Annotated in this window: 24 protein-coding genes and 2 pseudogenes; 18 read left to right on the forward strand and 8 right to left on the reverse strand. The window is 60.7% G+C overall.

Going from position 1 to position 25,910, the window contains the following annotated elements; genetic code table 11:
- Positions 1-122 precede the first annotated feature (122 nt).
- From AC3CCE_RS00005 to AC3CCE_RS00020, 4 genes and pseudogenes are all read left to right on the forward strand, one after another.
- The gene (locus AC3CCE_RS00005; protein ID WP_488377062.1) at positions 123-380 is read left to right on the forward strand and encodes an alpha/beta fold hydrolase; all 258 of its coding nucleotides are present in this window, start codon (positions 123-125) and stop codon (positions 378-380) included.
- Positions 295-492: pseudogene (locus AC3CCE_RS00010) on the forward strand (alpha/beta fold hydrolase); the annotation flags it as partial. The gene AC3CCE_RS00005 and the pseudogene AC3CCE_RS00010, both read left to right, overlap by 86 nt.
- Before the next feature lie 275 nt (positions 493-767).
- A complete protein-coding gene (locus AC3CCE_RS00015; protein WP_023742813.1) occupies positions 768-923 on the forward strand; it encodes an alpha/beta fold hydrolase family protein in 156 nt (51 codons plus the stop codon).
- 130 nt (positions 924-1,053) lie between these two features.
- On the forward strand, positions 1,054-1,689 hold the full coding sequence (locus AC3CCE_RS00020; protein WP_352625279.1) for an SGNH/GDSL hydrolase family protein: 636 nt from the start codon (positions 1,054-1,056) through the stop codon (positions 1,687-1,689).
- A gap of 61 nt (positions 1,690-1,750) precedes the next feature.
- Here AC3CCE_RS00020 and AC3CCE_RS00025 read toward each other — a convergent pair whose 3' ends face one another.
- Positions 1,751-2,764, reverse strand: coding sequence for an NADP-dependent oxidoreductase (locus AC3CCE_RS00025; RefSeq protein ID WP_023700514.1), 1,014 nt, complete (start codon positions 2,762-2,764; stop codon positions 1,751-1,753).
- A 92-nt stretch (positions 2,765-2,856) separates the two neighbouring features.
- Here AC3CCE_RS00025 and AC3CCE_RS00030 point away from each other — a divergent pair, with 92 nt between their 5' ends.
- From AC3CCE_RS00030 to AC3CCE_RS00050, 5 genes and pseudogenes are all read left to right on the forward strand, one after another.
- Positions 2,857-3,789 carry a LysR family transcriptional regulator gene (locus AC3CCE_RS00030; protein ID WP_023742812.1) on the forward strand — a complete coding sequence of 311 codons (933 nt, stop codon included), beginning with the start codon at positions 2,857-2,859 and terminating at the stop codon, positions 3,787-3,789.
- A 194-nt stretch (positions 3,790-3,983) separates the two neighbouring features.
- Positions 3,984-4,388 carry an MAPEG family protein gene (locus tag AC3CCE_RS00035; RefSeq protein ID WP_023682292.1) on the forward strand — a complete coding sequence of 135 codons (405 nt, stop codon included), beginning with the start codon at positions 3,984-3,986 and terminating at the stop codon, positions 4,386-4,388.
- Positions 4,389-4,530: 142 nt separating this feature from the next.
- A complete protein-coding gene (locus AC3CCE_RS00040) occupies positions 4,531-5,436 on the forward strand; it encodes an SMP-30/gluconolactonase/LRE family protein (protein ID WP_023748842.1) in 906 nt (301 codons plus the stop codon).
- Between the two features lie 68 nt (positions 5,437-5,504).
- Positions 5,505-6,233, forward strand: a pseudogene (locus tag AC3CCE_RS00045) (alpha-hydroxy acid oxidase); the annotation flags it as partial.
- 58 nt (positions 6,234-6,291) lie between these two features.
- On the forward strand, positions 6,292-6,813 hold the full coding sequence (locus AC3CCE_RS00050; RefSeq protein ID WP_488377063.1) for an RraA family protein: 522 nt from the start codon (positions 6,292-6,294) through the stop codon (positions 6,811-6,813).
- A 13-nt stretch (positions 6,814-6,826) separates the two neighbouring features.
- On the opposite strand, the gene AC3CCE_RS00055 is transcribed toward AC3CCE_RS00050, so the two are convergent.
- The 7 genes from AC3CCE_RS00055 to AC3CCE_RS00085 form a co-directional block, all read right to left on the reverse strand.
- Entirely contained in the window at positions 6,827-7,780 is a 954-nt protein-coding gene (locus AC3CCE_RS00055) for a response regulator (RefSeq protein WP_023669440.1), read from the reverse strand.
- A 64-nt stretch (positions 7,781-7,844) separates the two neighbouring features.
- Positions 7,845-8,864, reverse strand: a complete 1,020-nt coding sequence (gene cheB, locus AC3CCE_RS00060; RefSeq protein ID WP_023693323.1) for a chemotaxis response regulator protein-glutamate methylesterase — start codon at positions 8,862-8,864, stop codon at positions 7,845-7,847.
- A 22-nt stretch (positions 8,865-8,886) separates the two neighbouring features.
- Positions 8,887-11,160: a hybrid sensor histidine kinase/response regulator gene (locus AC3CCE_RS00065; protein ID WP_023713485.1), complete on the reverse strand. Its 2,274-nt coding sequence runs from the start codon at positions 11,158-11,160 to the stop codon at positions 8,887-8,889.
- Positions 11,157-11,861: a chemotaxis protein CheW gene (locus tag AC3CCE_RS00070; protein WP_023819373.1), complete on the reverse strand. Its 705-nt coding sequence runs from the start codon at positions 11,859-11,861 to the stop codon at positions 11,157-11,159. The genes AC3CCE_RS00065 and AC3CCE_RS00070 overlap by 4 nt, the downstream gene beginning before the upstream one ends.
- Positions 11,861-13,102 (reverse strand): CheR family methyltransferase, encoded by a 1,242-nt coding sequence (locus AC3CCE_RS00075; RefSeq protein WP_352625274.1) that lies wholly within the window; start codon positions 13,100-13,102, stop codon positions 11,861-11,863. The genes AC3CCE_RS00070 and AC3CCE_RS00075 overlap by 1 nt, the downstream gene beginning before the upstream one ends.
- A complete protein-coding gene (locus AC3CCE_RS00080; protein ID WP_023700505.1) occupies positions 13,099-13,566 on the reverse strand; it encodes a chemotaxis protein CheW in 468 nt (155 codons plus the stop codon). The genes AC3CCE_RS00075 and AC3CCE_RS00080 overlap by 4 nt, the downstream gene beginning before the upstream one ends.
- A 23-nt stretch (positions 13,567-13,589) precedes the next feature.
- Positions 13,590-15,227: a methyl-accepting chemotaxis protein gene (locus AC3CCE_RS00085; protein ID WP_023705668.1), complete on the reverse strand. Its 1,638-nt coding sequence runs from the start codon at positions 15,225-15,227 to the stop codon at positions 13,590-13,592.
- Between the two features lie 1,034 nt (positions 15,228-16,261).
- Between AC3CCE_RS00085 and nanR the strand changes: the two genes are divergently transcribed.
- The 9 genes from nanR (at position 16,262) to AC3CCE_RS00130 (ending at position 25,894) form a co-directional block, all read left to right on the forward strand.
- Positions 16,262-16,969, forward strand: a complete 708-nt coding sequence (gene nanR / locus AC3CCE_RS00090; protein ID WP_023689446.1) for a transcriptional regulator NanR — start codon at positions 16,262-16,264, stop codon at positions 16,967-16,969.
- Positions 16,969-17,274, forward strand: coding sequence for a putative quinol monooxygenase (locus tag AC3CCE_RS00095; RefSeq protein WP_023742807.1), 306 nt, complete (start codon positions 16,969-16,971; stop codon positions 17,272-17,274). The genes nanR and AC3CCE_RS00095 overlap by 1 nt, the downstream gene beginning before the upstream one ends.
- Positions 17,275-17,321: 47 nt before the next feature.
- Complete coding sequence (locus AC3CCE_RS00100; RefSeq protein WP_023726880.1) at positions 17,322-18,098, forward strand: HpcH/HpaI aldolase family protein; 777 nt, start codon at positions 17,322-17,324, stop codon at positions 18,096-18,098.
- 14 nt (positions 18,099-18,112) lie between these two features.
- Positions 18,113-19,165, forward strand: a complete 1,053-nt coding sequence (locus tag AC3CCE_RS00105) for an NAD(P)-dependent oxidoreductase (RefSeq protein ID WP_352625271.1) — start codon at positions 18,113-18,115, stop codon at positions 19,163-19,165.
- A 120-nt stretch (positions 19,166-19,285) separates the two neighbouring features.
- Positions 19,286-20,941 carry an extracellular solute-binding protein gene (locus AC3CCE_RS00110; RefSeq protein ID WP_352625269.1) on the forward strand — a complete coding sequence of 552 codons (1,656 nt, stop codon included), beginning with the start codon at positions 19,286-19,288 and terminating at the stop codon, positions 20,939-20,941.
- A gap of 87 nt (positions 20,942-21,028) precedes the next feature.
- Positions 21,029-21,970 (forward strand): carbohydrate ABC transporter permease, encoded by a 942-nt coding sequence (locus tag AC3CCE_RS00115; RefSeq protein ID WP_023705662.1) that lies wholly within the window; start codon positions 21,029-21,031, stop codon positions 21,968-21,970.
- Positions 21,971-22,011: 41 nt separating this feature from the next.
- Positions 22,012-22,818 carry a carbohydrate ABC transporter permease gene (locus AC3CCE_RS00120; protein WP_352625267.1) on the forward strand — a complete coding sequence of 269 codons (807 nt, stop codon included), beginning with the start codon at positions 22,012-22,014 and terminating at the stop codon, positions 22,816-22,818.
- A gap of 11 nt (positions 22,819-22,829) precedes the next feature.
- A complete protein-coding gene (locus tag AC3CCE_RS00125; protein WP_352625265.1) occupies positions 22,830-23,924 on the forward strand; it encodes an ABC transporter ATP-binding protein in 1,095 nt (364 codons plus the stop codon).
- The gene (locus tag AC3CCE_RS00130; RefSeq protein ID WP_352625263.1) at positions 23,921-25,894 is read left to right on the forward strand and encodes a D-apionate lactonase family protein; all 1,974 of its coding nucleotides are present in this window, start codon (positions 23,921-23,923) and stop codon (positions 25,892-25,894) included. Before AC3CCE_RS00125 ends, AC3CCE_RS00130 begins: the two co-directional genes overlap by 4 nt.
- Positions 25,895-25,910 lie beyond the last annotated feature (16 nt).

Below are 25,910 nucleotides of genomic sequence, written 5' to 3' on the forward strand. Positions count from 1 at the left end.
GCGAAAACGCCTGATTAATCAACGAATGGTTTCAATTCCTCACGCTCTCGAATTTGCGGGAAAAAGCGCGAAATTGAAACTTGCTTATCAGAACTCCTCGTCAACTCCGCGAGATATTAACTTTGATCGACGCATCCGCTGCTGCCAGCCTAGCGGCTGGACCGGGACAGACTGCTCCCGGCGACTTCTGGATCGGCTGGAGACGGCAGATCGATGCGCTCGCTTCCGCCGGATTCCGGGTCATCGTTCCCGACCAGAGGGGCTACAACACCAGTGACAAGCCGAAAGCCATCCGTGAACACGCTCCCGAAGCTCGTCGGCGATGTCGTTGCCATCGCCGACGCGCTCGGCATCGGAAGGTTTCACCTCCTCGGTCATGACTGGGGCGGTATCGTCGCCTGGGCGGCAGGCGCAAAGCTGCCGCACCGCCTGGAAAGGCTCGTCATCCTGAACGCGCCCCATCCCGAGGTGCTGCTTGCCCATTCCTTGCGATCTCCGACCCAGTTCCTGCGGAGCAGCTATGCGGCCTTTCTTCCAGTTCCCCTTGCTGCCGGAGGCTTTTCTGGGGGCGGGGCGCTCGGCTCTGCTGGCACGGGCGCTCATCAAATCCAGCCGAACAGATGCCTTCACGGCGGAGGAAATCGCAGAGTATCGGCAGGCCTGGGAACGGCCGGGGGCGCTGACAGGCATGCTCAACTGGTATCGGGCGCTGCGCTTCCGCCCAAGCCTGAAGGAGGATCACGACGCCGACCCTTGTACTGTGGGGGATGCAGGACCAAGCTCTGGAATATGGCCTGGCCGAGCGCAGTCTGGCCCTTTGCAACGATCGGGGCCTGCAGACGTTCGAGAAGGCGACGCATTGGGTACAGCGCGAAGAGGCCAGCGCGGTGAATGCCGCGCTTCTGGCGTTCCTGGACGGCTGAGATGCCGTTCCGTTCTGCAGGTGGCCTGACTCGCCGTGATCTCCTGACCGTGCTCGCTGCCGCGGTCACAACCCACCACCTTACCTCCTCTGCTGATGCAGCATTGGCAGAGGCCTCAACGGAGCATCCGATGCCACACGTCGTCCTTCTCGGGGATTCGATCTTTGACAACGCTGCCTATGTCGCGCGCGGGCCCGACGTAGTGCGGCAGCTGCGGGAGCGCTTGCCGGAGGGGTGGCGTGCAACGCTAAACGCCGTCGACGGCGCCGTCACAAGCGGCGTCGAGCGGCAGCTTGAACGGCTCCCCCAGGATGCTAGCCATCTTGTCGTCAGCGTCGGTGGCAATGATGCTCTTCGTCATGCAGGGATTCTGGAGCAGGGGGCCTGTTCGGTGGCCGAGGTTCTGGACAGGATCAGCGATATCCGGGAGGAATTCGAGCACGACTACTGTACGATGCTCGAGGGGGCGCTGGGCCAAAACCTACCCACCGCTGTCTGCACGATCTACGAGGCGCGCTTTCCCGACCCACAGCGTCGTAGACTTGCCGCAACTGCCCTGACGGTCCTCAACGACGTCATCACCCGGGCGGCGTTCTCGCGCGGTTTGCCGCTCGTCGACCTGCGCTTGGTATCGAATGAGGACGCGGACTTCGCCAATCCTATCGAACCGTCAGTGCAAGGCGGCGCGAAGATCGCGGCAGCCATCGCGGCACTTGTAGTCGAGCACGATTCAGCCGGACGTCGGTCGGTGGTCTTCGTCGGCTAAACGGCGTAATCGCGCCCGATCGTCTGCACTCCCGATGGTCGGTCGGACTGAAAGCAACAATTCAGACGGCCAGCACGATCTTGCCTTGAATACTGCCGTCGGCGGCGCGCTCATGTGCGCGCGATGCCTCGGCCAGCGGGAATGTGCTGTCGATGACGACACGCACAAGGCCGTCGTCGAGCAGGCGGGCGGCTTTTGCCAACTGCGCGCCATTGGATCGAACCTGTGTGGATGAGACCGTGATCCCCAGCCTCTCTGTCTCTTCGTGACCAGCGAAGCCCAGTGGGTTGACCAGGAACAGCGCGCCGCCCGGCTTCAGAACATGGAAGAAGCGCTCCATGTCCGCGCCGCCCACCGCGTCGAGGACAAGGTCGACGTCTCGAACGACATCTTCCGCCGCGGTTGTCTTGTAGTCGATGAATTGATCCACGCCGAGATCGCGCATCAGCGCCTCGTTCTTGGCCGATGTCACCGCGATGACGCGCGCGCCCCGCCATTTCGCCAACTGGACGGCCAGATGCCCGACACCGCCTCCGGCACCATTGATGAGCACCGTCTTGCCGTCGAGGGGCACCGGCTCATGCGGTAAGGGCTGGAACGGATTCGGCTCGTCGTGGCCAAGTTCGATCAAGAACTGCCATGCCGTCAGAAGCGACATCGGCGCACCAGCCGCATGAATATGGTCGATGCCGGCTGGTTTCAATGCAACATGCGATGCCGGCACACTGACATAATGCGCGTAGGCATTGCTACCCGTCATCAAGTTATCGGGGAAGCGAACCATTGCGTAGACCTCGTCACCGATGCTGAACTCAGCGACGTCAGCGCCAACCGCTTCAATGACGCCCGACACGTCCGTGCCGAGAATCAGTGGGAAGGACGCGTTGGGTCGCCATTCTGGCGGCAGTGCGCGATAGCCATCCCGCAGATACCAGTCGGGCGGATTAAGCCCGGCCGCCTGGACTCGGACAAGCACCTCGCCGGGCTTCACACCCGGCCTAGGCGCGTCTTCGTACACCAGCATCTCGGGACCACCGAATGCGTGCAGACGGACTGCCTTCATCTTATCGCTCATTGGTGAAATCTCCGCTCATCCATGTCATTGGAGCGAATCTAGCGGCATGACCGCCGGTTGATAATCGGTGCCGATGGCGGTTAAGTAATGCCATGGCGGAACATATCACTTTGGATCGGCTCACTGGCATCATCGCCTTCGCGCGTGCGGGATCGCTGGGCAGCTACACGGCAGCGGCGCGCGCGCTGTCGATTTCCCCTTCGGCGGTCAGCAAGAGCGTCCAGCGGCTCGAGCGGCATTTAGGAGTGTCGCTGTTTACCCGTACAACGCGCTCGCTCACCTTCACGCCCGAAGGGCGCGACCTGCATGAGCGCGCGCTGCGTCTGCTACGCGAGGCGGAGGAAATAGAGCAGGCGGCAATGACCGCGCGCTCCGAACCATCGGGCACGTTGCGCGTGGCCGCGTCGCTGCCGATCGGACTGCATCTGATCGCTCCGGCTTTACCGGCTTTCCGTCGGCTCCATCCGAACCTGATCGTCGATCTCAGGCTGGGTGACCAGATGGTGGACATGATCGAGGAAGGGATCGATGTCGCCATACGCATCGGTGATCTGGCTGATACCCGGCTACTATCACGCAAGATCGCACCCCATCGGCTTTGCTGCTTCGCCTCGCCAGCCTATCTCGAGGAACGCGGCACACCGACCCATCCCGATCACCTGGAAGGGCACGACACCGTCAACCTTCGATATCAGAGCACAGGCCAGGCCTTTCGCTGGCCCTTCCGGATTGGCGACCGTGAAATCGAGATCGTGCCCAATTCCGGTGTGGTCGCCGATGCCAGCGATGCCGTGCTCATCATGCTGGCAGCCGGCGGTGGGATAGGCATAGGCGCCTCCTTCATGGCGGCTCCCTATGTGAAGCGCGGCGAACTGGTCCCAGTGCTGTCCACGTTCGCGGTCGAGCGAAACAATGTCACCGTGCTCTGGCCGGCAAGCCGACGCGCCAACCCCGCCGTGCGCGCCTTTCTGACCATGCTCGACGCCGCTTTCACTCTGCGAATGGCAGCTTCAAGCATCGACTGATCTGGCGCGGAAGGGTCGCTAAAGGGCGAAAGCGGTCAATCCTGCTGATTGGCTGAACGGCAGCTATTCCGGGCACAACGTCCAAAAGCTGCTATTCCGTTTCGGCCCCACTACAGGCCGCCCCTCCTCGTCGAATAGCATTAGACTAGTTGATCGGCTACAACGACCTAGATTGCTAGCAACGGGGAGGGCACATGTCGGCGAGTGCTTACGCATTGACTGGCTTCATCTCGTGGGCGCTGGCCCTGCTGATCGTGATGGAAGTTATCCGGAGCTACCTGGTGATCTCTGGGCAAGTCCCGGCAAACGGCTTTACGCCAGATAACGGAGCCCTCTCCCCGTTTATGCGGAGGTTAGCCCGTGCCCACGCCAACTGCATTGAAGGGCTTCCAATCTTCGGAGGTCTGCTCGGAGTCGCGATCATCATTTCAAAGACAGATGTCACGGATCCCTTGGCCTCCACGATGTTAGGCGCACGTATAGTGCAGTCGGTGATCCACCTCGTCTCAACCAGCCAACTCGCGGTCAGTCTCAGGTTCACCGCGTTCGCTGTGCAAATGGTGATTGGTGCGTATTGGTGCTGGTTGCTGTTGATCTGAAGAGTGGCGGAGCCCCGACGCAAAAGTGGGCCACCTAACGCGCACGTCAGTCTAGTTATCTTTCGAGTCGCCGGGTCATGTGACCGCCAGGCTGGATTATGCTCAACAAATCTTGATAGGCTGCCGTTCTGGGGGTCGCACGATGAACGAGGTTGAAAAGATGGCCGTCGAGGTTGTCGCGACCGGCCTTGGCTGGCCCGAGGGCCCGACGGTGCTGCCCGATGGCCGAATTGTCATCGTCGAAAGCTATCGAAGCCAGCTGACGGCCATAGATCGCGACGGAAGTGCTCGCCAATTAGCGTATGTTGCCGGAGCGCCCAACGCCTGTGTTCTTGGATCGGATGACCTGCTCTATGTCTGCCAAAACGGCGGCACGACCGGACCTTGGCGGGCCGCGGAGATGACGACACCATCCATCCAGCGGGTTGCCGAAGGCGGAAAGCCGGAAATCCTGCTAAGCGAAGTCGCAGGCATTCGGCTCAATGGTCCAAACGATCTTGTATTTGCTGCTGACGGCCGGCTTATCTTTAGCGATCCCGGCACATACAACCCGGGGAACCCGGACCCCAGCTACATCTTTGCCGTCAACCCCGACGGCAGTGCGTACCTTGCTCTCGGTTTCGACAAGCCGACGTTCCCCAATGGTGTGGCGATCGAAGCCGACGGCTCGATCATTTGGGGGGAGTCCTATACGGGTCGCGTCAAGCGGCAGCGTCCGGATGGTTGCGTCGAAGACCTGGGCCGCTTGCCTGGGGCCAATCCGATCCCGGACGGGCTGAAGGTCGGAGCCGATGGCCGCCTTTATGTCACGGATATTGCCGCCAACGGCATTCACGTTCTGAAGCCCAACGGGACAGCGGAGGGTTTCTTCGTCTGCGGCAAGGCAACGACCAACTGCGTCTTCTCGGGCGAGATGCTTTGGGTGACAAATGCCGGCGTGCTGGCGACCGGCAGCGATCCCTCCTTTGAGGGAACACTCTCCTGCGTGCGTGTTCCGGGAGGCGGTGGACCGACGCATCATGGTCGCATCGGCGGAAAGCAACCGTGAGTAGCTCCTCGTCCGCCTCAAACACAGGCGATGACCGCGGTGCCGGCGGTGCGGCATCGTCTGCTTCGATGGCGGCGTTGAAGTGCCTGTACAGCGTGGCCGCGGTCCGCGTCGCCGCGCGGCGGACTTTGCCACGCCCGGTGTTCGACTTCGCCGATGGCGGTGCCGAGGATGAGCGAACGCTGCGCCGGAACGAGCAAGCTTTTAACGAGGTTGCCATTCTGCCGCGACCACTCAACGGTGCAACGACGCGAGACCTTTCCCTTGACCTCTTCGGCGCGAAACTTGCCATCCCGCTGGGCATCGCGCCAACCGGCCTGGCTGGGCTGTTCTGGCCCGACGGCGAGCGCGCAGCCGCCCGAGCCGCAGCGGCCGCAGGGACATTCTACTGCGCCAGCCACGGATCCGTCTGCACGCTGGAGGATATAGCAGCCACCGGAAGTAGCCCACGGTGGATGCAGGTGTTCGTCTATACCGATCGCGGCTTCACCCGAGAAATGGTGGATCGGGCGCGTGCCTCAAGCTACGACGCGCTGGTGCTCACCATCGACAACCAGATGCTTGGCAACCGTGAACGCGACATCCGCAACGGTTTTGCCATCCCGCCGCGCTTCGGTTTGGCCGGAACCCTCGCGGCCGCCACCAAGGCGGCGTGGCTTCTTCGTATGCGCACCCGACTCCCGAAACTGACCTTCGGCAACTACGCGCGCCCCGGGGATACGGCGACGGTCGGTGCATTGGCGGGCCGCATGGCCGCAATGCTCGATCCCGGACTCTCCTGGGCCGATGTCGACTGGCTGCGGACGCGGCGCCTTGCATTATGCGATCAAGCCACTGTCGCCAGCTACTGCGACGATGGTCGGCGTCGCCGTGACCTGTCACTGCGGCCCCGCCGACAACCTCGCCCTGTTTGGAGCACTGGATGCCGCAGCAAGTGGCGACGTCATCGTCGCTTCCACCGACAGCTTTGCCGGTACGGCGGTAACTGGCGATCTCGTGCTCGGCATGGCGCGCAACAAGGGCGTCGCCGGCTTCATCACTGATGGCCTCGTGCGCGACGTTGTCGGGATCGAGGCTGTCGGGTTGCCGGTCTACTGTGCCGGGGTCATTGCGAATTCGCCTGCGCGCAATGGTCCAGGCACGGTCGGATTCCCGGTGGTGCTTGGAGGAGTGACTATCTCGCCGGGAGACATACTGGTCGGCGACCGGGACGGTATCGCCGTGGTCCCCCGCCTGGAGGCTGAGACTGTGCTGGCGCGGCTCGCCGCCATCAGGGCGTCCGAGCAGGCACTTGATGCGCTCGTGCGCCAAGGTCTTGAAGTGCCCGACTTTGCCAAGGTCGTCCTCAAATCGAACAGGGCGCGCTTCGTTGACTGAGATGTGAGCTTCTCTAGCTGCGGGACATATGAAGCGCAACACGATTTCGTCCTTCCGATTTGGCACGAAACAGAGCCAAATCGGCGGCATTGACGAAATCGTTTGGCGTCTCGTTCTCGGTGGGCACCGCTGTTGCGACGCCGACGCTGATGGTCACGCGATCCGGGCCGTGGGGTATGTTCAACTCCCGCACGCTCTGGACGAGCCGCTCGGCGATCGCACTGGATTGTTCCAGTATAGTGTCGACCAACACGATGACGAACTCTTCGCCTCCGTACCGCGCAGCGAGATCGGTGGAGCGGCCGGAACCGCTCTGGATTACGCGGGCGATTTGCTTGAGCACATCGTCGCCGGCCATATGGCCATAGGTATCGTTGTATCGTTTGAAGTTGTCGGCATCGATCATCAACAGCGACAGTGGGGACTGTGCGCGAAAAGCGCGTTTCCATTCAGCCGCCAGATATTCGTCAAAATAGCGCCTGTTGCCGAGACCCGTCAGGCCATCGATCCGCGTCAGACGTTCAAGCTCTAGATTTGCACTGATCAGCTGTCGCTGGCTTTCCCTCAGCGCTCGGTGTGCCGAGTCTCGCTGGACGTGATCCAGATAGGCCCGCGTGTGATATCGAATGCGTGCAATCAACTCGATACGATCCGGCAGTTTGACGAGATAGTCGTTCGCGCCCGCAGCGAAGGCTTCGCCCTTGGTGGCTGGATCTTCCTTGCTCGACAGCACAATGACTGGCACCGCGCGTGTCGACGCATGCTTCCTGTATTCTCGCACCAGATGCAGCCCATCGACCCCTGGCATCACGAGATCCTGCAGGATAACGGTTGGCTTTACCTCATCCGCGACCGTCATCGCTCTCAACGGGTCGGTGCAGAAGTGTAAGGAAATATCGGGCTCGTTGGCTAGAGCGCGCCTGACCGCCTCGCAAACCATGATCTGATCATCGATGAGCAGGACCATGGATGAATAGTTATCTGCGAGTGGCGGGACCAACTCTGGTTCTTGCGTCATCGGAAGGGGCCTTTCACGTGGAGCGCTCGCAGGCTTCGATTATACGTGAGCCGATCGCACCCAAAGGAAGAATATCAACGGCCGCGCCGATGTCGGCGGCGGCCTTCGGCATGCCATAGACGGCACTGGTTGCTCTATCCTGCGCGATTGTGAGATGTCCCTTGTCACGGAGCTGTCTCAGCCCGCGCGCACCATCCCTGCCCATGCCTGTGAGCAGAACACCAATCACCGAGCCAGGCCACCATTGCGCCGCACTTTCGAAGAACACATCTACCGACGGCCGATAAACATTGTCCTTGGGGCTGGGCGTATAGCCAAGTTGCTGAGCTGACTTGAAAACCAGATGATCCGCAGAACTGGCAACGAGAACGGTGCCCGCTTGTGGACTATCCCTTTCCCCCGCCGGACGGATCGGGAGACGCGTATGCTGCCCTAGCCAATCAACAAGGCCTGGAACGAACTGAGCATCGAGATGCTGGACGAGCACAATCGCGCCGCCAAAATCAACGGGAAACGCGCTCAGGACTGCGGCAACGGCAGCCGGCCCGCCCGCAGAGGCGCCGATTGCTATCAGGCGTCGAGTTGACGGCTCAGCCGCACGTGACATCCGCCTTTTTGCCTGGGTAGGCGCATCACCGATCAACTTGCCTATCGTTCGTATCTTGTTCGTCAAAAGCCGGGCGGATTGCGAGGACGCGTTGCCTTCGATGCCCACCGACGGAATATCGACTGCGTCAAGCGCGCCATGACCCATTGCTTCGTAGACGCCGGCGAGGTTGGCTTCGATACTGGCGGTCACCAGCAAGATTGAGCACGGGGTTTCCGCCATGATTCTGCGCGTCGCTTCCACGCCGTCCATCTCTGGCATCGCTAGATCCATGAGTATCAGATCCGGCAGATCACGTCTGCAGACCTCGACCGCCTCACGCCCATTGGTCGCGATCCACGCGACCTGATGTTCGCCGGTCGACAGGACCAGTCGACGCAGAAGTTCAACCGCCATCGGCATGTCGTTGACTACGCCGATTCTCATTCGCTGGCTTCCAATCTCGATCTCATTCAGCCGCCTCGCCAATCATGTCCACGACGGCATGGATCAGCGCCTCGTCCTGAAAACTACTCTTGGTCAGATAATAGTCCGCACCTGCGTCGAGCCCGCGCGCGCGATCTTCTTCCCGATCCTTGTATGAAACGATCATAATGGGTGTGTTCTTGAGATCAGCGTCCTTTCTGATCAAACTCACCAGCTCGATGCCATCCATGCGAGGCATGTCGATGTCGGTGACGACGAGATCGAAAGGACCAGACCGGACGGCATTCCACCCGTCCATGCCGTCTACCGCCACTTCGACCTCATAACCGTAATTGCCGAGCATCTTGCGCTGGAGTTCGCGAACCGTCAGTGAATCGTCAATCACGAGCACGCGCTTGCGCCTGCTCGCTTCGGGACCGCCCGCGGCGCGCCGAAGAGCTCGAAATCCGCTGGACGATGCAAGCTTTTCCACCGATCGGATCAGATCGTCGACATCGAAGATCAGAACGGGCGAACCATCTTCCATCAGGGCCGCTGCGCTGATGTCCTTGATCTTGGCAAACCGTGGATCGAGAGGTCTGATCACTAACTCGCGTTCCCCGAGAAAACGGTCAACGATCAGGCCGTACGCATCGCCCCGACCCGCATCTACGACGACGACCGATAGTTCGTTCGGTTCCGATCCGGGCTCACCTCGATCGAGCACCTCGCGAGCGGTGACCAGCCCGATCTGTCGATCGTTCAATCGAAAATGCGGCCGGCCCTGCAGGACGTTGATCTCCGTCCGCTGCAGTTTCAAAGTCTTGGAAATGGCAGCGAGTGGAAAAGCATAGGGCTCTCCATCGACATCGACGAGCAGCGTGCGCAGGACCGACAGTGTCAGCGGCAATTGCAGTTGAAATCGGGTTCCGTGGCCAAATTCTGAGGAGACGCTTGCGACTCCCCGGACTTCCTTCGTCATGGCTTGCACTGCATCGAGCCCCACACCGCGACCTGAGACGTCGGTAAGGCCCGCTTTCATGGAAAAGCCTGGCAGAAACAGAAACGCGAGCAATTCGCTTTCGCTGAGTGTTTCAGCACTTTCCCTGGTTGCAAGTTGCCGGGCGACGACGGTCTCGCGCAGCTTCGAGAGCTCTATCCCCCTGCCGTCGTCCACCACGGCTATCTGCAGCAGCCCGGCATTGTGCCTCGCTTCGAGCCTGATGAGCCCCTCTTCGGGTTTGCCCATCGCGAGGCGCTCCTCAGGCGGTTCAAGCCCATGGTCTACAGCGTTGCGCAGAAGGTGCCCCAAAGGGGCATCGAGCTGCTCGAGGATATCGCGGTCGATGCCGGTCGAGCCGCCTACGATCTCCAGTCGCACCCGCTTGCCAAGGGTACGACCGAGGTCGCGGATCATTCTCGCATAGTGTCGCACGCCGTCCTCAAAAGGCCGCATCCGGCTCGCCAACGTTTCGTCGTACAATCTGTTGGCAAGATCGGTCGCTTTCCGATCCACTGAATCCAACTCATCGAAACGCTCCGCCAGGAACGCTTGGCTCAACCGAAGCTTTCGCTGCGCTTCAGCCAGCGCCTCCACCACCGCCGCATCGTTTGAAACCGGCGGCAGCACTGCATGAAGATTGTCGAACGCACTTGCGAGGTCCGATTGAAGTCGCTTCAGCCGTAGCAGCCCGTCAGCGAATGGCCTGAGCCGCCGAGCTTCCATCAGCGACTCGCCAGCCAGCCCGAGCAATCGGTTCAGGCTGTCTGCCGTCACCCGAACCATTCTATCAGAGCCGATGCTGCCGTGGGCTTGCGGTACCGCCCCAACGAGGAGGTTCGCTGAAGAGGTCGTCGCCAGTTGCTCCTGGGCATGATCTGGAGTTGCGAAATCAGCTGCAGAATCTTGGGGACCGGGCTTTGCCTGGGGGAGGGACAACCCCTCGAACTTCGCGAGAAAGGTTTCGACTTCTGAGTTGGCGCTCTCGCTCGATGATCCCGATGCGATCAATTTCAAAAGGTCAGAACCTTGCAGAAGCGCGTCTATATGCTCCCGTCGCACCCTCAGATGCCCGCGTTGCGCTGCGACCAGGCAGTCTTCCATCGCATTTGCAACTTTGACTGCGGGCATCAGGTCGATGATGCGGGCAGCTCCTTTCAGGGAATGCGCGGCACGCATGCATGCTTCCAGGGCGTCGGCGGCGATAGGATCGCGTTCGAGTGCCAGAAGTCCAGAGGTCAGAGCCCGTGACTGCGTCTCCAGTTCGGCCTGGAAGAGGCTGAGCATCGAAACCTGGCTGAAGTCTTCATCTGTCATGCGATGCTCCGATCCAGCATCGTGAGCAGTTGTCGTGGATCGAGACAGCCAACGGCTCGTCCTTGCCATGGCAGCACGGCAACCGTAGCGGCAGACAGTGCCTTCCCAATCATGGCCGGAACAGCGAGAGTGTCGCGTTCCTGGTACCGATGTAAGCCGTGGATCTCATCAACCATAAAAGCAACCCGCTTGTCGCGCTCGCCTACCACGACAAGGCGGCGAAATACCTTGGTTCGTGTGCCTTGTTCCCCTTCCTTGCGCTCGTCTATCCCGAGCAATTCGGCCAGGGAAAGGCAAATGAGCAATTCACCACGGACATTCGCAATGCCGAGCAGTGCACTGTTCCTGCGATGTGGAAGTGAATGAACGCGACGAGATTCAGCCACTTCATGAAAAATACCGACCGGAAGTGCCAGCCATTCCTCCCCCAAACGGAAGAGAACGGCCGTCTGCAGCGCGTCGCTGTCTGCCGAATCGATCCCTGCACGACCAGCGTTGTCAGGCCATTCGTCGCGAGATGCCGAGGGAGCTGCACGGTCGAGGAGGCGTCGTGCGATCTTCTTGTAGGTCGGGCAATTGCGGCAGTGGAGATGCTGCTCTAGTAGCGGACATGACTTGTCACCCCGTACGCCTATTTGCCGCCAGCAGTCGTTGATTTCGATCTCCTCCACCGGCTGAGCGATCCTTGTCGAAGCCGCCATCAACTGCCGCTCCTTTTCTGGACCCGACCCAGCCGGCCGGCCAGCGCCTCGGCGCCGTTATGGTCGCCTTGCTTGCTAAGCAGCAAGGCCAGATGGACAAGAGCTTCTCGATGATTTGGCGCGAGATAGAGCGCCTTGCGATAACTTTGCGCGGCTTCGGGTGCAGAACCATCCGCATCCTGGACGAGGCCCAGCAGGTAGAAGATTTCTGCGGAAGGACCGAACTCCTTGAGATGCGCCAGGGCGACCTCCTGTGCCTCCTTTACGCGTCCTGCATTGGCGATCCGTTCAACCGCGATGAGGCTTTCCGAGGCGCGTGCAAGCGGCTTGGCCGGAGCCTGCCCGCGGCCTTCATTGCCAATTGTCGGTCGGAACGGACGAAGAGGCTCGCTCTTGTTGACCTTAGGGCTTGGCGTCCGCACCGGGACGGCGGCCGAAACTTTCGGCGCCGTGGTCTTGACGGGCTCCGATTTCAGAAAGGCGAAGGCCAATGGCCATTCAGCGGAAATAAAGCCATGCACCCTTGGAAGAGCTGCTTCCGCCGGACCGACCAGAAGAAGTCCGTCTTTGGCCAGCAGGTCCTTCAGGCAGATCAATGCGCGATCCTGCAGCTCTCGATTGAAATAGATCAGCAAATTGCGGCAAAGCAGGATGTCATAGACCTCTTGCCCGAAAGGCGCGTGAGAACCGAACAAGTTTCCTACCATGAACCGAACCTGTTTCAGCACCCCAGCAACAGGCCGCAACCCGCCCTCGGCCGCTTCGAAATAGCGATCCTTGAATTCTAAATGGCTGCCGCGAAACGAATTGCGGCCATAGATGGCGTGTTCAGCCGTCGCGATATTGCGGCTGCTGACGTCCACGCCATCGATCTTGAACTCATGTGCCTCAAAGCCGGCATCGAACATGGCCATGGCGACCGAGTAAGCCTCTTCGCCGGTTGAACATGGCAGGCTCAGGATTCTTATCGGCTGAGCAGGCTTGTGCGCGCGCGCATGCCGCGCCAGCATCGTGAACGCTTCTCGGTCGCGAAAGAACCAGGTCTCTGGGATCACCACCGCATTGATCAGCTCCTGCAGCTCCTGCGAGGAACCGGCCAAGTGTTGCCTATAGGCCTGAGGGTTGGTTATCCGGCATGCTTCCATCCGTTCTCTGACCGCCTGACGAACCACTGTCGGACCAACGCTGGCACTGTCCAGTCCAATGGTTTCCGTCAGGAGCTTTTCTATTGCTCCGGTCATTGATCACCTATTGCCGCCTGGCGGAGCAAAGCGGTACGAATCTCTTCCGAAAGCAGCGCTTCCACTTTGACCCACTGAATGATCTCCAAACCATCGGAAGCCACCGGCCCAAGATATGGCGGGGTTCCTGGTTCCAGTCCGAACGGCGCGAAATCGGCCGGGTCTCGCTCGATCGTATCCGTCACCCGTTCCGCGATCAGCCCCAGCAGGCGTCGCTCGCCATCATCCGCCGGATAGCGCGTCACAACGATCCGGGTGCTCAACAGGCGCTCCGATGGTCGGCCAAGCGCAAGAAGGGTGACATCGATCAGGGGGATGGGTATTCCGTTATAGCTGACCAAACCCACCACACCAGTTGGCGCACCCGGAAGAACTTTCACGTCGATATAGGGCAGCACCTCTTCAATTTTGTGGACATCGATCAAGTAGCGATCCGGACCCATGCTGAAGGCGAGGAATAGCATTGTCACCTCCTACTGCCGGCTCGCTATGCTCGTAGCTTGAACCTCGATATGCTACTTCGCATGCCGCCTGAGACTTGATTGAGCTCGTCGATCGCGAGCGTCGATTGCTGAAGGGACTCGACTGTTTGCTGAGCTGCCTCGCTTAGCTGGGTTAGCGTGTCGCTGATCTGCCCCGCGCCGGTCGCCTGTGCTTGCATGCCTTCATTGGCGACTTCGAAACGTGGCACCAGCCCCTGAACCTGCTGAATGATCTCGAAGAGTTGCCCGCCGACCTGCTGGATGTCCTGCATACCCCGACGGACCTGCTCGGAAAACTTGTCCATGCCCATCACCCCGGCCGCGACTGCCGACTGGATGTCCTTGACCATTTGCTCGATATCGTAGGTGGAGACAGCTGTCTGGTCCGCGAGCCTTCGGATTTCCGTCGCCACCACTGCAAAACCCCGGCCATATTGGCCTGCCTTCTCCGCCTCGATGGAAGCGTTGAGCGACAACAGGTTCGTCTGATCGGCCACTTTGGTGATGGTCGTCACCACCTGATTGATGCTGCCGGCTTTCTCGCTCAGGATCGCCAGTTTGGAATTGATCGCGCCAGCCGCTTCCATGACCTGCTGCATGGTTTCTTCCATACGGGTCAGCCCCGCTTGCCCCCCGCCAGCCACGGCAGCGGTTTGTTCGGCAACTGTGGAGACCTCGTTCATCGTGCGGACCAGTTCGTTTGATGTGGCGGAGATTTCCTTGGCTGTCGCTCGGATTTCTGTTGTGGTCGCTGCGATTTCAGTCGCAGTTGCCTGCTGTTGCTTGGAGGTGGCGGCGATCTCAGTTATCGACGTGCCGACCTGTATGCTGGACCTTTGAACCTGACCAATGAGGGTTGTGAGATCGTCCGCCATTGCGTTGAAGCCGTCGGCAAGCACGCTGAATTCGTCTCGGCGCCTCAGATCGAGCCGTTCGCTGAAGTCGCCTTGCCGCATCAATTGAACCGCGTCGACCAAACGGGTGAGCGGACCTGTAATGGCGCGAAACAGCTGGTAACCCAAAAGAAGGGCTAGCCCGAGGGCTATCAACAAGCCAACGCTCAAACCGACTTCGGCCGTTCTGACGATCGAGCTGATCCGCTGCGTCGCGCTGTTTGCCTCGCCTCTGTGATCCTCAACCATGGCCTGCAGAGCGGACTGCAATTTTACAAAGATCGGCTCTACTTCGTTCTTGATAGCTGGGCTTTCATTGGGAGTTTCACCTTTCGACAAGGCAGCCCGGCTTGTTTCCAGCACAGCAGTTTCAGCCAGACGGAATTGGTTGGCGAGTTGTTTGACGGCTGCATAATTCTGCTTGTCGATATCGGAGACGATCGTTGCCTCATAGTCGTCCATCGACCGCTGCACCTGGTTGCGATTGGTCGTGATCGCGTTTGCAACCGTGCTTCTGTCTGACGGGTTGTCCTGAAGGGCATATTCCTGAAGCAGACTATGGGCCGCCATCTGGCCCGTCATGATCTCGGTACTGTGATAAAGGTCCGGAAGGATGCCCTTCTCGACCTCAGTCGCCTCCTCCCCCGCCTGAAGAAACCAGGCGTACGCGATGAGGGCTATCACGGACATGACCACCAGAACGGCTGCGAAACTGACGAGGATGCGGTGGCGTATTGTCAGACTCTTCATGGAACCGGTTCACCAATGGGGGGCATCGTGGGCTGCGCGACAAGCGCTCGTTCCGACATATTCGAAAAGGTGCGTCGAAAAGCGGTAGTCTGATGCTGAATGGTTTCTTTTCCGTTCCATAGCTAATGATGGCGAGGCGGCTCGCCAATCGGCGCCGCCAGAAGCGGTGGTCAAAGGACGACTGCCGTCCACGCACATCAGCCCGAGATCGGCTGGATGGCACGCCGCGTCAGGAGGAGCGTGGACGAGCTGCTTGAGGCCACGAATTGAATGACTGCTTAGGCCAGGTCGAGGCAAGAAAGCCGACGTCCTGCTTGCTGCCCCTAAGCTGCCAGGCGGGAACGCGCCTCATATCAGCCGTCCAGCATGATCGTCGCACTGAAAGCGGATCGCCGAAACCACATGTCGCAAACTGGCCAGCGCGTAGATTGGCGCCGAGTACGGGTTCGACATGCGCAGGTGACGATAACTAAATGGCAAGCGCCCCCGCCTGAGGCCCCTCAGGACTAAAATGATCTTGAGACAGTTTCAAATGCGCATCCTCAAGCGGCGGCCGCCAACCGCACAAGGATGAGCACAACGTGACGAGCGCAGATGGAGCAGGCGTATTGCCAAAGGGGTCCAGCAGCGAGAGTTCGCGTTTTCCGCCTCGGCTGTGAACCCGCTTCCATTCGCTGATCTTGCTCAGGTCGAGGTCTACTTGCCATCGAGGGCTCATGTCCCAGCTCATAAGCAGGCGGTTGGGTAGGTCTCGGCCAGCACACGGCCCGGTGGCACTCCTGGGGTCCACACCGCAGGTTCAAACTGACCACCGACCCAGGGTTCGAAGACCGTTCCCGATCGGAACACCGAGCAGATTGTGCTCGCTCTCCCTCAAGTTACTGAAATCTTCGTGAAGACATTGAAGGCGTCGCAAAGGACGCCTCGACAACGACGGAGTCGCTTTAAGGGCCCGGCCACCGGATGCTTAGATCTCGTTGACAAGGGGTGCTATGGGATCATAACGTACCTGATTGGTATAATAGGTATGCCACATGATCGGAGTTCTGATCAAACAGCGGAAGCTTTCGGACGAGGTGGCAGCGCACCTCGAGCGGATGATCCGAGAGGGAGAGTTGGCCGAAGCCGACCGTCTCCCATCTGAACGGGAACTCATGCGGCAGTTCGGGGTAGGGCGGCCTTCCATCCGTGAGGCGCTGCTGCATCTGAGCAAAATGGGCCTTGTCGAGGTAAAATCGGGGGAGCGTGCCCGCGTCACTCGACCCACTCCTCAATTCGTGATCGACGCCCTTTCAGGGCCGGCTCGGCACATGATTTCGGCGCCGGGAGGGGTTCACGACTTCCAGAGCGCGCGGTTGTTTTTCGAGGTCGGCCTTGCCCGCAACGCCGCTGTGCATGCTACCCCGGAAGACATTGAGAGCCTCAAGGAGGCGCTCGAACTCAACCGTCAATCAATCGGCGACCTGGCGCGCTTCGAGCGCACGGACGTAGACTTCCATTACGTGCTGGCGGTAATCACCCGCAATCGGATCTTTACAGCTATTCACGCGGCGTTGGCTGAATGGTTGCTCGAACAGCGTCGCACCACATTGGCCAAGGGTGAAGACCGCAAGGCTTACCAGGCTCATCGCGAAATCTTCGAGGCCGTCGCCGCGCGCGATCCAGACGCGTCAGAGACGGCCATGCGCAGCCATCTCGAATATGTGGCCAAGCGGTATCTGCAACTTGCGAGGCCCAAGTGATGACCGGATTTGTCGTCTGGGTCGATTTCCGCCTGAGGCCTGGTGCCCGGGACAGGTTCCGAGAACTTGTCGACGCCAATGCAACCGCGTCGATGCGCACCGAGGCCGGCTGCCGCCGCTTTGACGTGACGGAGGCGCGTGGCGAACCGGATCGGGTCCTGCTCTATGAAATTTACGATAGCGAGGCCGCATTCGAGGACCATTGCCGCACCGCTCATTTCGACGAATTCAATACGCGGAGCGCGCCGCTCGTCGTGACCAAGTTGGTGACGACCTGCGACCTCGTTCTTGAGGCCACGCATTGAAGAGAACGTAGGCGGATTGCCCCATTGGGGCGAACGGGAGGAAGTGCATGTCAGAGCCAAGTCTCAGGGCGTTAGCTTCTCACAGGCGGGTCAAGCTCGGTACGCTCGTCGCCGAGTTCGCCACGCCGGGAATCGGTCACATCCTGAAGTCCGCTGGCTGCGATTTCGTCTTTTTCGACATGGAGCATTCGGGATTTAGCTTGGAGACGCTGAAGAGTGCGATTCGCTATTTCGAGGCGGCTGACCTGCCGGTCATGGTGCGTGTGCCATCGCAGGACTACCACTTCCTTGCCCGCGCCATGGATATGGGCGCCGAAGGCCTGATCGCGCCGATGGTGAGCAGCGTCGAACAGGCGCAGCACATCATCAATTCCATGAAGTACCACCCTGCCGGCGCCCGCGGCGTGGCGCTGCAGATCGCTCATGACCGCTACCGGCCAGGCTCGGTCGCTGATAAATTCGAGGCCGCCAACAAGCGCTCGACGTTCATCTGCCTGATCGAGACCGCCGACGGCGTCAAGAACATTGACGGCATCGCGGGACTGGACGGGGTCGATTGTCTGTGGGTCGGACATTTCGATCTGTCCGTCTCGCTCGGCATTCCTGGCGACTTCGCCCACCCCACTTTCACTGCTGCAATGGCCAAAATCGTTGCCGCCGCCAAGAAGCACAACAAATCGCTTGGACGCTTGGTGCCCAACGTCGCCCAGGGACACGAGTTCTACGCACAGGGCTTCGATTTCATTTGTTATTCAGGCGACGTTTGGGTCCTGCACGACGCGATCGCCGACGCGGTTTCCAAGATCCGGGCCGGGTGCCAATAGGAGCGGAGGAGACGATGGACAGCGTGAAATTCAGGGTGGCGCTTTCCGGTGATTTCCGCAGGCCGGACGGCTCGCCGACCTACCCAGATTTCGATCTGGAGCCGCTGCGCAATGCGACAGGTGTCGAGATGGTGTTCCTGGAGTCAAACAGTCCGCTTCGCGCCGACCAACTTGAGGATTTCGATGCGCTGATCCTCCTCGCCCATCGTTTCGATGCCACGAGTGTCCCCAGGAGCCGCCGCCTGGCCGTCATTGCCCGCTTCGGGGTCGGCTACGACACTGTCGACCTTGAGGCATGCACCGCAGCCGGTATTGCCTTGGTCATCACGCCCGATGGCGTGCGACGGCCCGTCGCCGTATCCGTCATCACCTTCATGCTGGCGCTGACCGGCAAGCTGCTGACAAAGGACGCGCTCACCCGCAAAGGGTCTGTTGGTTTTGAGAAGCGCTCCGAACATATGGGGGTCGGCCTCGTCGGGCGTACGCTTGGGTCGCTGGGCATCGGCAATATCGGTGCCGAGGTCTTCCGCTTGGCGAAGCCCTTTGACATGCAATTCATTGCCCATGACCCGTTTGCCGACACGAGGGTCGCTGCCGACCTGGGTGTCGAGCTGGTCGGGCTGGAGGATCTGTTTCGCCGCGCCGACGTGCTGTCGGTGAGTTGCCCCCTGTCGCCCCAGACCCACCACATCGTCAATGCCGAGCGGATCGCCCTGATGAAGCCGACAGCTTACCTGATCAACACCGCGCGCGGCCCGATCGTCGACCAGAAAGCGCTGACGCAAGCGCTGCAGGAGCGCCGCATCGCCGGCGCCGGTCTCGACGTGCTGGAACAAGAGCCTCCCGAGGCAGACGATGCGATCCTCAAACTCGACAATGTCATCCTGGCGCCGCACGCGCTTTGCTGGACCGACCAGTGCTTTGCCGGCAACGGTGCCGCCGACGTCAAAGCGGTAATGGAGGTGCAGCGTGGTCGCGAGCCGCGCGGCGTGGTCAATCGCGAGGTGCTTTCGAGCGAGCTATGGAAGACCAGGCTGTCTGGGCTCGCCGCCCGCTTTGGAACCTAGGAGGACACTGATTTTCGGCGCGCCGCCGCGGCCTCTTTGCGGCGACCTTACGGCAGGAAATGCTTGACCGCTGCGCCGGCGGACGAGTGAAGCAAAAGGAAAATGGGAGGACCAAGCACTATGAACGATCGTGAAAAACGTGACTTTCAGGCAGGTCTCGAAGCAGAGGTCGACGCCTTCATGCGCGGCGAAACCACCCGCCGAACTTTCATCACCCGCTTCGGTCAGATGACCGGCATGTTGGCCGTGTCCGGCCCGCTGCTGGGGATGATGACCGATTGGGCGCTGGCGCAGCAAACATTGGAATTGGCGGACGCCACGTCGCCGCTCGGCCAGGCGCAGGCCGCAGCCCTGAAAGCATCGAAGGAAGGGCCTGCGGACGGTTCCGCCTTTCGCGCGGCGGAGGCGGCCAAGGCGCATTCGGGCGGCACCCTCAACATGACCTACGAGGCTGGCCTGCAGGCACTCGACCCGCGCAATTTCAGTGGGCCGATGTGGGAGCAGCTTACCGGGATGAAGTCGAATGTCGTCGAGCTGTCGAACCCGGACCAGTACTCCAAGGCAGTCGCCGAGCACATCGCAGGCTCGGGTGCCTATGACGTCCTCGACATCTCGCCGGCCTGGACGCCGTCGCTTGCCGATGGCGGCGTCATCGCCCCTCTAGACGACTACATCGCCAAATACATGAATCCGGCAGACCTCGAGGACTATCATCCCCTGTACAAGGCGCTGCCGACCTACAAGGGCAAGATCTGGGGGTTCTTCGACGACGGCGACATGTTCGCTCTCTACTACCGCAAGGACATTTTCGAGGATCCTAAAATGGTGGAGGCTTACCAGGCGAAGTTCAACGCCAAGCTTGGACCGCCCAAGACATGGGAAGAATATGCCCAGATCGCCCAGTTCATCACCGACCAGATGGCGCCAAAGGTCTATGGCGCGGGACATTTCCGCAAGGCGGGCAGCCCCGGCAATCAGTTCGACTTTCTGCAGCAGTACCGGGCCAACGGCGGAAAACTCTTCGGCGACGACATGAAGGCAGGTTTGGTTTCGGATGCCGGCGTGAAGACGCTGACAAACATGCTCGCCGCAAACAAGGCCTCGATCCCCGGCAACAACGAACTCGACGCCGTCTCCTTGTGGGCGGCTTTCCTGACCGGCAAAGTCGCGATGATCTATTCCTGGCCTCCTAGCGGCCGTATGGCGGCGAACTATTCGCAGTCGGCCACGGCAATCAACTTCATTCCGCAGTCCCAGATCGCCGGCAAGGTCGGCTATGCCGTGGTTCCGGGAAATCCGGAACATGCCACCGGCTACAACAAGGCACTGTCGGCCGACTCGCCCAACCCTGAGGCGGCGTATCTGTTCATGCAGTGGGTATGCTCGCCACCCGTCTCGCTGGCACGTTGCATGCTGCCCTACGCTCTACGCGACCCGTACCGCATCTCGCACTTCAAGTCCGAGCTCTACGGCGCGCTCTTCCCGAGTGCCAAGGAGTACCTTGCCAACCTCAACAACTCGGCAAATGTCGGTCTGCTCGACCCGATCATGCCAGGCGCGCAGGACTACTTCTTGAGCATCGATCGCATGTGCACGGCGGTGTGGGCTGGTGCGGATCCGAAGGCGTCGCTTGAAACGGCGGCCGCCGAGTGGAACGAGACGACCGACCGACTGGGTGTGGATTCGCAGAAGGGCTTCTACACCGAGTTCTTGAAACTGCCTGGCGCCACCGCCGACAACACGGTGGAAAAACTTGGCATGGCGGTCACCCTCTGAGGGCAGGCGGACTTCTCTGGAGCAATCGGTGTTGCGGGCGCTTGGCTCGCAACACCTCCCCGCTAAGCGGCGATTTTGGATAAGCCTATGCAGCCCACCGCCACGATCCGTCGTTTGAAGGCAGCCGGCGCACCGCCCCGGCTGTCTGCCTTTGCTCAATGGGCAGACCGTCATTTCAAGTGGCTGCTGGTCGGCCCCGCTGTGCTGCTGATATTGGCACTGTCGATCTATCCGCTTCTGTTCTCGCTGGTGGTATCCTTCATCAACTACGACTTCCAGGTGCCGGGCCACGCCTTTGTCGGATTGAAGAACTTCGAGCGGGTCGTGTTCGATCCCGTAGCACGTTGGTCCCTGTTGCTGACAGCATCGCTGTCGGGCATCAGCGTCGCTATAGAATTCGTTCTCGGCCTCTTGGTGGCGCTGACAATGGTGCGCAGCTTTCCGGGCCGCGGTGTGATCATGTCGATCCTGATCGTGCCGCTGTTCATCAGCCCGGTCATCGTCGGCCAAGCCTGGACGCTGCTTTTACAGCGGCCTTTCGGACCGACGAACTATATCCTGACGCAACTATTGGGGCAGGAGGTTACGATCGGCTGGATGACGGAGCGCCCGTGGCTCTACGTCTCGCTGATCATCGCCGATGTCTGGCAGTGGACGCCGTTCATGTTCGTCATCCTGCTCGCCGGGCTGACCGCAATCCCACCCAATCTCTATGAGGCGGCAGAACTCGACGGCGTCAACGCCTGGCAGGTTTTTTGGGCGATCACGCTCCCGCATCTCGGGCCGATGATGCTGCTGGCGCTGACCTTCCGTCTGCTCGACGCAATCCGTATGTTCGATACCATTTTCATCATGACAGGGGGTGGCCCGGGAACACAAACCTACACGGCCTCCTATTATCTTTATACCATCGGCTTCACACAGTTTCATCTGTCGCAGGCAACAGCAGGAAGTTGGCTGTTCCTGATCTTTACGGCGCTCATCGTGACGTTGCTGGTGCGTCGGCTCTTGAAGGTAGAACCGGTCTGATGGCCGCCCTCGCGCCCGCCCGCCCCAGGAAACGCCGGTCGTTGCCGATCGGCCGAATTGTGCTGCTGGGGTTCTTCCTGGTGTTCGTGCTGTGGCCGCTCTACTGGATGTTCAACACCTCCATCAAGCCCAGCGACGACTACCTCACCGTACCGCCTGTCTGGTTCCCCGCCGCTCCGACGCTTGTCCACTACAAAGCTGCGCTGTTCGCCTATCGTGGTCTCGACGGGCTCATCAACAGCCTGATTATTTCGCTTTCGGCCACGGTGCTTTCGGCGCTGCTCGGCACGCTGATGGCCTATAGCCTGGCGCGCTACGACACCGGCGGCAAGCATCTGTCTTTCTGGGTGCTGTCGCAGCGCTTTTTGCCGCCGATCGGGATCGTGCTGCCGGTGTTCCTGATCTATCGCCAGGTCGGGCTCTACGACACTCATGTCGGCCTGATCATCGCCTATACGGTCTTCACGCTGCCGGTGTCCGTTTGGATGATGTTTGCTTATTTCCGCGGCATGCCGAAGTCGATGGAGGAGGCGGCCCTCGTCGATGGCTGCACGAGATGGGAGGCGTTCTGGCGCGTTGCCGTGCCGCTCGCAGCACCAGGCATTGTCGCGGCGGCTGTCTTCGCCTTCATTGCATGCTGGACGGAGTTCTTCTTCGCTCTGATCTTGACCAGCCGAACTGCCTTTACGCTGCCAACGGTCTTCCGCGCCTTCATCGGCTTCCAGGGCGCGCAATATGGCGAAGCCGCGGCCCTTGCCATCGTCTCCCTTGTGCCGTCGATCGCCCTTGGAGTGCTTGCTCAGCGACATCTTGTGCGCGGGCTGACGCTCGGCGCCGTTCGCGGATAGGAAGGGAAGGCATGGCCGAAGTCAGAATTACCGGCTTGCACAAGCGCTACGGCGCATTCCATGCCGTGCGCGGCATTGACCTCCACATCCGCGACGGCGAGTTCACGGTCCTGGTTGGGCCCTCCGGTTGCGGCAAGAGCACTCTGCTGAGGACCATCGCAGGACTGGAGGAGAGCTCACAAGGCACGATCGAGATTGGCGGCGAGGTGGTTAATGATTTCCGGCCGCGCGATCGCGACGTGGCAATGGTGTTTCAAGATTATGCGCTCTATCCGCATATGAGCGTGGCCAAGAACATTGGCTTTGGCCTCAAGGCTCGCAAGATGCCGAAGCCAGAGGTCGAGGTGCGCGTGGCCGAGGCGGCACGCATGCTTGGCATCACCCCCTTGCTGGGGCGTTTTCCGCGCCAATTATCCGGCGGCCAGCGCCAGCGCGTCGCCATCGGCCGCGCCATAGTCCGCAACCCCCGCATCTTTTTGTTCGACGAGCCGCTGTCCAACCTCGACGCACAGCTTCGCGACGAAATGCGCGGCGAAATCAAACGCCTTCACCAGGACATTGCGACAACGATGATCTACGTCACCCATGACCAGATCGAAGCGATGACGTTGGCTGACCGCATCGTGCTGATGCGCGACGGGTTGATAGAGCAGCAGGGCGCGCCACTCGAGTTGTTCGAGCACCCGGCCTCAACGTTCGTCGCTGGGTTCCTGGGTTCGCCGCGGATGAGCTTCCTGCCAGGTACCCTTGCCTTGGACGCAGGCGCCGCTGCCATCCGGCTCGCGGATGCACTGCTGCCTTTAGCGCGCGGCAGGGGGCTGAAGGGCGTCGCGGACGGACAGCAGGTGCTGCTCGGGTTGAGGCCAGAACACCTCACTCGTGCGCACACTGCAACGCCGGAGCAGGGCACGTTTCGCTATGAGGCAACGATCGACCTGCTGCAGCCGACCGGCTCGCGCAGTTACGCGACATTCCGACTGGCCGGCGCGCCGGTGATGGCTGAGCTGCAGGCGCACGATGTCAGCCGTCCGGGCGAGAAGCTTGCGATCGACATCAACATGAACCGGGCCTCGATCTTCGACGCCACGACGGAGCGCGCAATTTGACCTCGGCAGCTTCCCTGGCAGTCCGCTTGTGTGGCACCGAAGAGCTCGAGGCACCGCTGCGCACACTGCGCGCCGGATCCTTGTCGGTCGCGTTCGACAATGGGGCGTTGCGTTACATCCACGTCGGGACGATCGAGATCTTGCGCGGAATCTCGTTTCTTGTACGGGACGAAAACTGGGGAACATGTACCACCGTTCTCGATGATCTCCGGATCGACGAGAGGCCGGATGCGTTCGCCATTGCATACCGTGCAACATGTGCCGCAACATCCGGCCGCCTGATTTACCGGGCGCGCGTCTCAGGCAGTGGCGATGGTGCGCTGTCGTTTGTGGCGGAGGCAGAGCCCGAGACTGACGTTTTGACGAATCGGACCGGCTTCGTCGTCCTTCATCCGATCGAGGGCTTCGCCGGCAAGCCGATAAAGGTGCTGCATGAGGATGGTCACGACGAGCTATCGTTCTTTCCGGACCACATCGATCCAAAATGTCCGTTCACCGACATCCGGGCGTTGTCGCACGAGATCGCGCCTGGGATCTGGGCGACATGCACCATGGAGGGTGATGCCTTTGAGATGGAGGACCAACGCAATTGGTCTGACGCCTCGTATAAAACATATGTCCGCCCTCTGCGTCGCCCGTGGCCTTACAGACTGCCCAAGGGCCAGAAATTCACGCAGGCCGTCCGGCTTCACGTGTCAGGAACGCTCCCTGCCGGGACGTCTGAAAATCGCAATCCACTCATCAACCTGACGATCGGCGGACCGGTCGGCCGAGTGCCCCGCACTGGCGTCGGCGTCGCCGCCGACGAGGCAAAGCACGCGCTCGAAACCCCCGAGCTCCTACGACGAATGGCTCCTCAGTGGATGGTCTGCCAAGTCGATCTCCGGATCGCACACGGCCAGGACGAACTAGAAAGCTACGCCGCGCTCGCACGGCTGACCGGCGCTGGAGTGGTCCTCGAGATTATCACCAAGGGCACGCGCGATCCATTCGGCGAATTGGCGCCGGTCGCGGATGCTGTCCACTCACTCGGCCTCAAACTAGAAGCTGTCTCCGTCTTTCCGGCGCAGGACATGACATCCGTACAGCCGGGAGCACCGTGGCCGACTATGCCCAGCTTCCACGAAAGCTACTCCGCCGCTCGCCGGGCTTTCCCGGGCATCGCGCTGGGCGGCGGCATGGCCGCTTACTTCACCGAACTCAACCGCAAGCGTCCGCCAGCCGAAGCGCTCGACTACGTGACCTTCACCACCTGTCCAAGCGTGCACGCCGCAGATGATGTCTCGGTGATGGAGACACTTCAGGCAATCCCCCATCTAATCCGCTCCGCGCATGCTTTCATGGGGGAACGCTTGCCACTGCGTATCGGTCCCATCCAGCTCGGCTGCCGTGAGAACCCATACGGAAAATCCACTGCGCCGAATGAAGCGAACGCTCGCGTCTGTCTATCGCGCATTGATCCTCGTCAGCGCGGGCTGTTCAATGCGGCTTGGACTGTCGGATATTTCGCGGCCTGCGCTCGCGAAGGAATCGAGGCCGTCGCGTTCGGTGACTTCGCCGGCCCCTTTGGCCAAATCCATAGGAAGGCTGATTTCGTGCAGCCATGGTATGATCAGCAGGATGGCCCAACGGTCTATCCCGCTTTCCATGTCTTGGCTGGTCTCTCAAAGCTCGGCGGAGCCACCTTGCTGTCCGTAGGAACTTCCGGCGCTGACGGCGTCGCCACGATCGCGGCTGAAAAAGATCGCCGCGTGACCCTGTGGGTCGCTAACCTTACCGCCAAGACGCAATCTGTGCGGCTTTCGGATTTGCCGAGCAGCGCCCGCATTGCTCTTCTCGGCGCCGAGCAGTTCGAGCGGGCGGCAACCGATCCCGACTTCATGGAAAGTTCCGCAAGACCGCTGGATGATCAAAGCATCTCGCTTGGCGCCTACGCCGTCGCGCGAGTCGACCTCGATCGATCGTCTTAGGCCTAGCCGATGTTCG

It is taken from the genome of Mesorhizobium sp. P160187, from assembly GCF_057766425.1.

Excerpts from the sequence above, each read along its gene's own strand:
- AC3CCE_RS00015 (WP_023742813.1), top strand. The coding sequence starts at position 768 with ATGCAGGACCAAGCTCTGGAATATGGCCTGGCCGAGCGCAGTCTGGCC.
- AC3CCE_RS00020 (WP_352625279.1), top strand. The coding sequence starts at position 1,054 with ATGCCACACGTCGTCCTTCTCGGGGATTCGATCTTTGACAACGCTGCC.
- AC3CCE_RS00025 (WP_023700514.1), bottom strand. The coding sequence starts at position 2,764 with ATGAGCGATAAGATGAAGGCAGTCCGTCTGCACGCATTCGGTGGTCCC.
- AC3CCE_RS00030 (WP_023742812.1), top strand. The coding sequence starts at position 2,857 with ATGGCGGAACATATCACTTTGGATCGGCTCACTGGCATCATCGCCTTC.
- AC3CCE_RS00035 (WP_023682292.1), top strand. The coding sequence starts at position 3,984 with ATGTCGGCGAGTGCTTACGCATTGACTGGCTTCATCTCGTGGGCGCTG.
- AC3CCE_RS00040 (WP_023748842.1), top strand. The coding sequence starts at position 4,531 with ATGAACGAGGTTGAAAAGATGGCCGTCGAGGTTGTCGCGACCGGCCTT.
- AC3CCE_RS00050 (WP_488377063.1), top strand. The coding sequence starts at position 6,292 with ATGGTCGGCGTCGCCGTGACCTGTCACTGCGGCCCCGCCGACAACCTC.
- AC3CCE_RS00055 (WP_023669440.1), bottom strand. The coding sequence starts at position 7,780 with ATGGTCCTGCTCATCGATGATCAGATCATGGTTTGCGAGGCGGTCAGG.
- cheB (WP_023693323.1), bottom strand. The coding sequence starts at position 8,864 with ATGAGAATCGGCGTAGTCAACGACATGCCGATGGCGGTTGAACTTCTG.
- AC3CCE_RS00065 (WP_023713485.1), bottom strand. The coding sequence starts at position 11,160 with ATGACAGATGAAGACTTCAGCCAGGTTTCGATGCTCAGCCTCTTCCAG.
- AC3CCE_RS00070 (WP_023819373.1), bottom strand. The coding sequence starts at position 11,861 with ATGGCGGCTTCGACAAGGATCGCTCAGCCGGTGGAGGAGATCGAAATC.
- AC3CCE_RS00075 (WP_352625274.1), bottom strand. The coding sequence starts at position 13,102 with ATGACCGGAGCAATAGAAAAGCTCCTGACGGAAACCATTGGACTGGAC.
- AC3CCE_RS00080 (WP_023700505.1), bottom strand. The coding sequence starts at position 13,566 with ATGCTATTCCTCGCCTTCAGCATGGGTCCGGATCGCTACTTGATCGAT.
- AC3CCE_RS00085 (WP_023705668.1), bottom strand. The coding sequence starts at position 15,227 with ATGAAGAGTCTGACAATACGCCACCGCATCCTCGTCAGTTTCGCAGCC.
- nanR (WP_023689446.1), top strand. The coding sequence starts at position 16,262 with ATGATCGGAGTTCTGATCAAACAGCGGAAGCTTTCGGACGAGGTGGCA.
- AC3CCE_RS00095 (WP_023742807.1), top strand. The coding sequence starts at position 16,969 with ATGACCGGATTTGTCGTCTGGGTCGATTTCCGCCTGAGGCCTGGTGCC.
- AC3CCE_RS00100 (WP_023726880.1), top strand. The coding sequence starts at position 17,322 with ATGTCAGAGCCAAGTCTCAGGGCGTTAGCTTCTCACAGGCGGGTCAAG.
- AC3CCE_RS00105 (WP_352625271.1), top strand. The coding sequence starts at position 18,113 with ATGGACAGCGTGAAATTCAGGGTGGCGCTTTCCGGTGATTTCCGCAGG.
- AC3CCE_RS00110 (WP_352625269.1), top strand. The coding sequence starts at position 19,286 with ATGAACGATCGTGAAAAACGTGACTTTCAGGCAGGTCTCGAAGCAGAG.
- AC3CCE_RS00115 (WP_023705662.1), top strand. The coding sequence starts at position 21,029 with ATGCAGCCCACCGCCACGATCCGTCGTTTGAAGGCAGCCGGCGCACCG.
- AC3CCE_RS00125 (WP_352625265.1), top strand. The coding sequence starts at position 22,830 with ATGGCCGAAGTCAGAATTACCGGCTTGCACAAGCGCTACGGCGCATTC.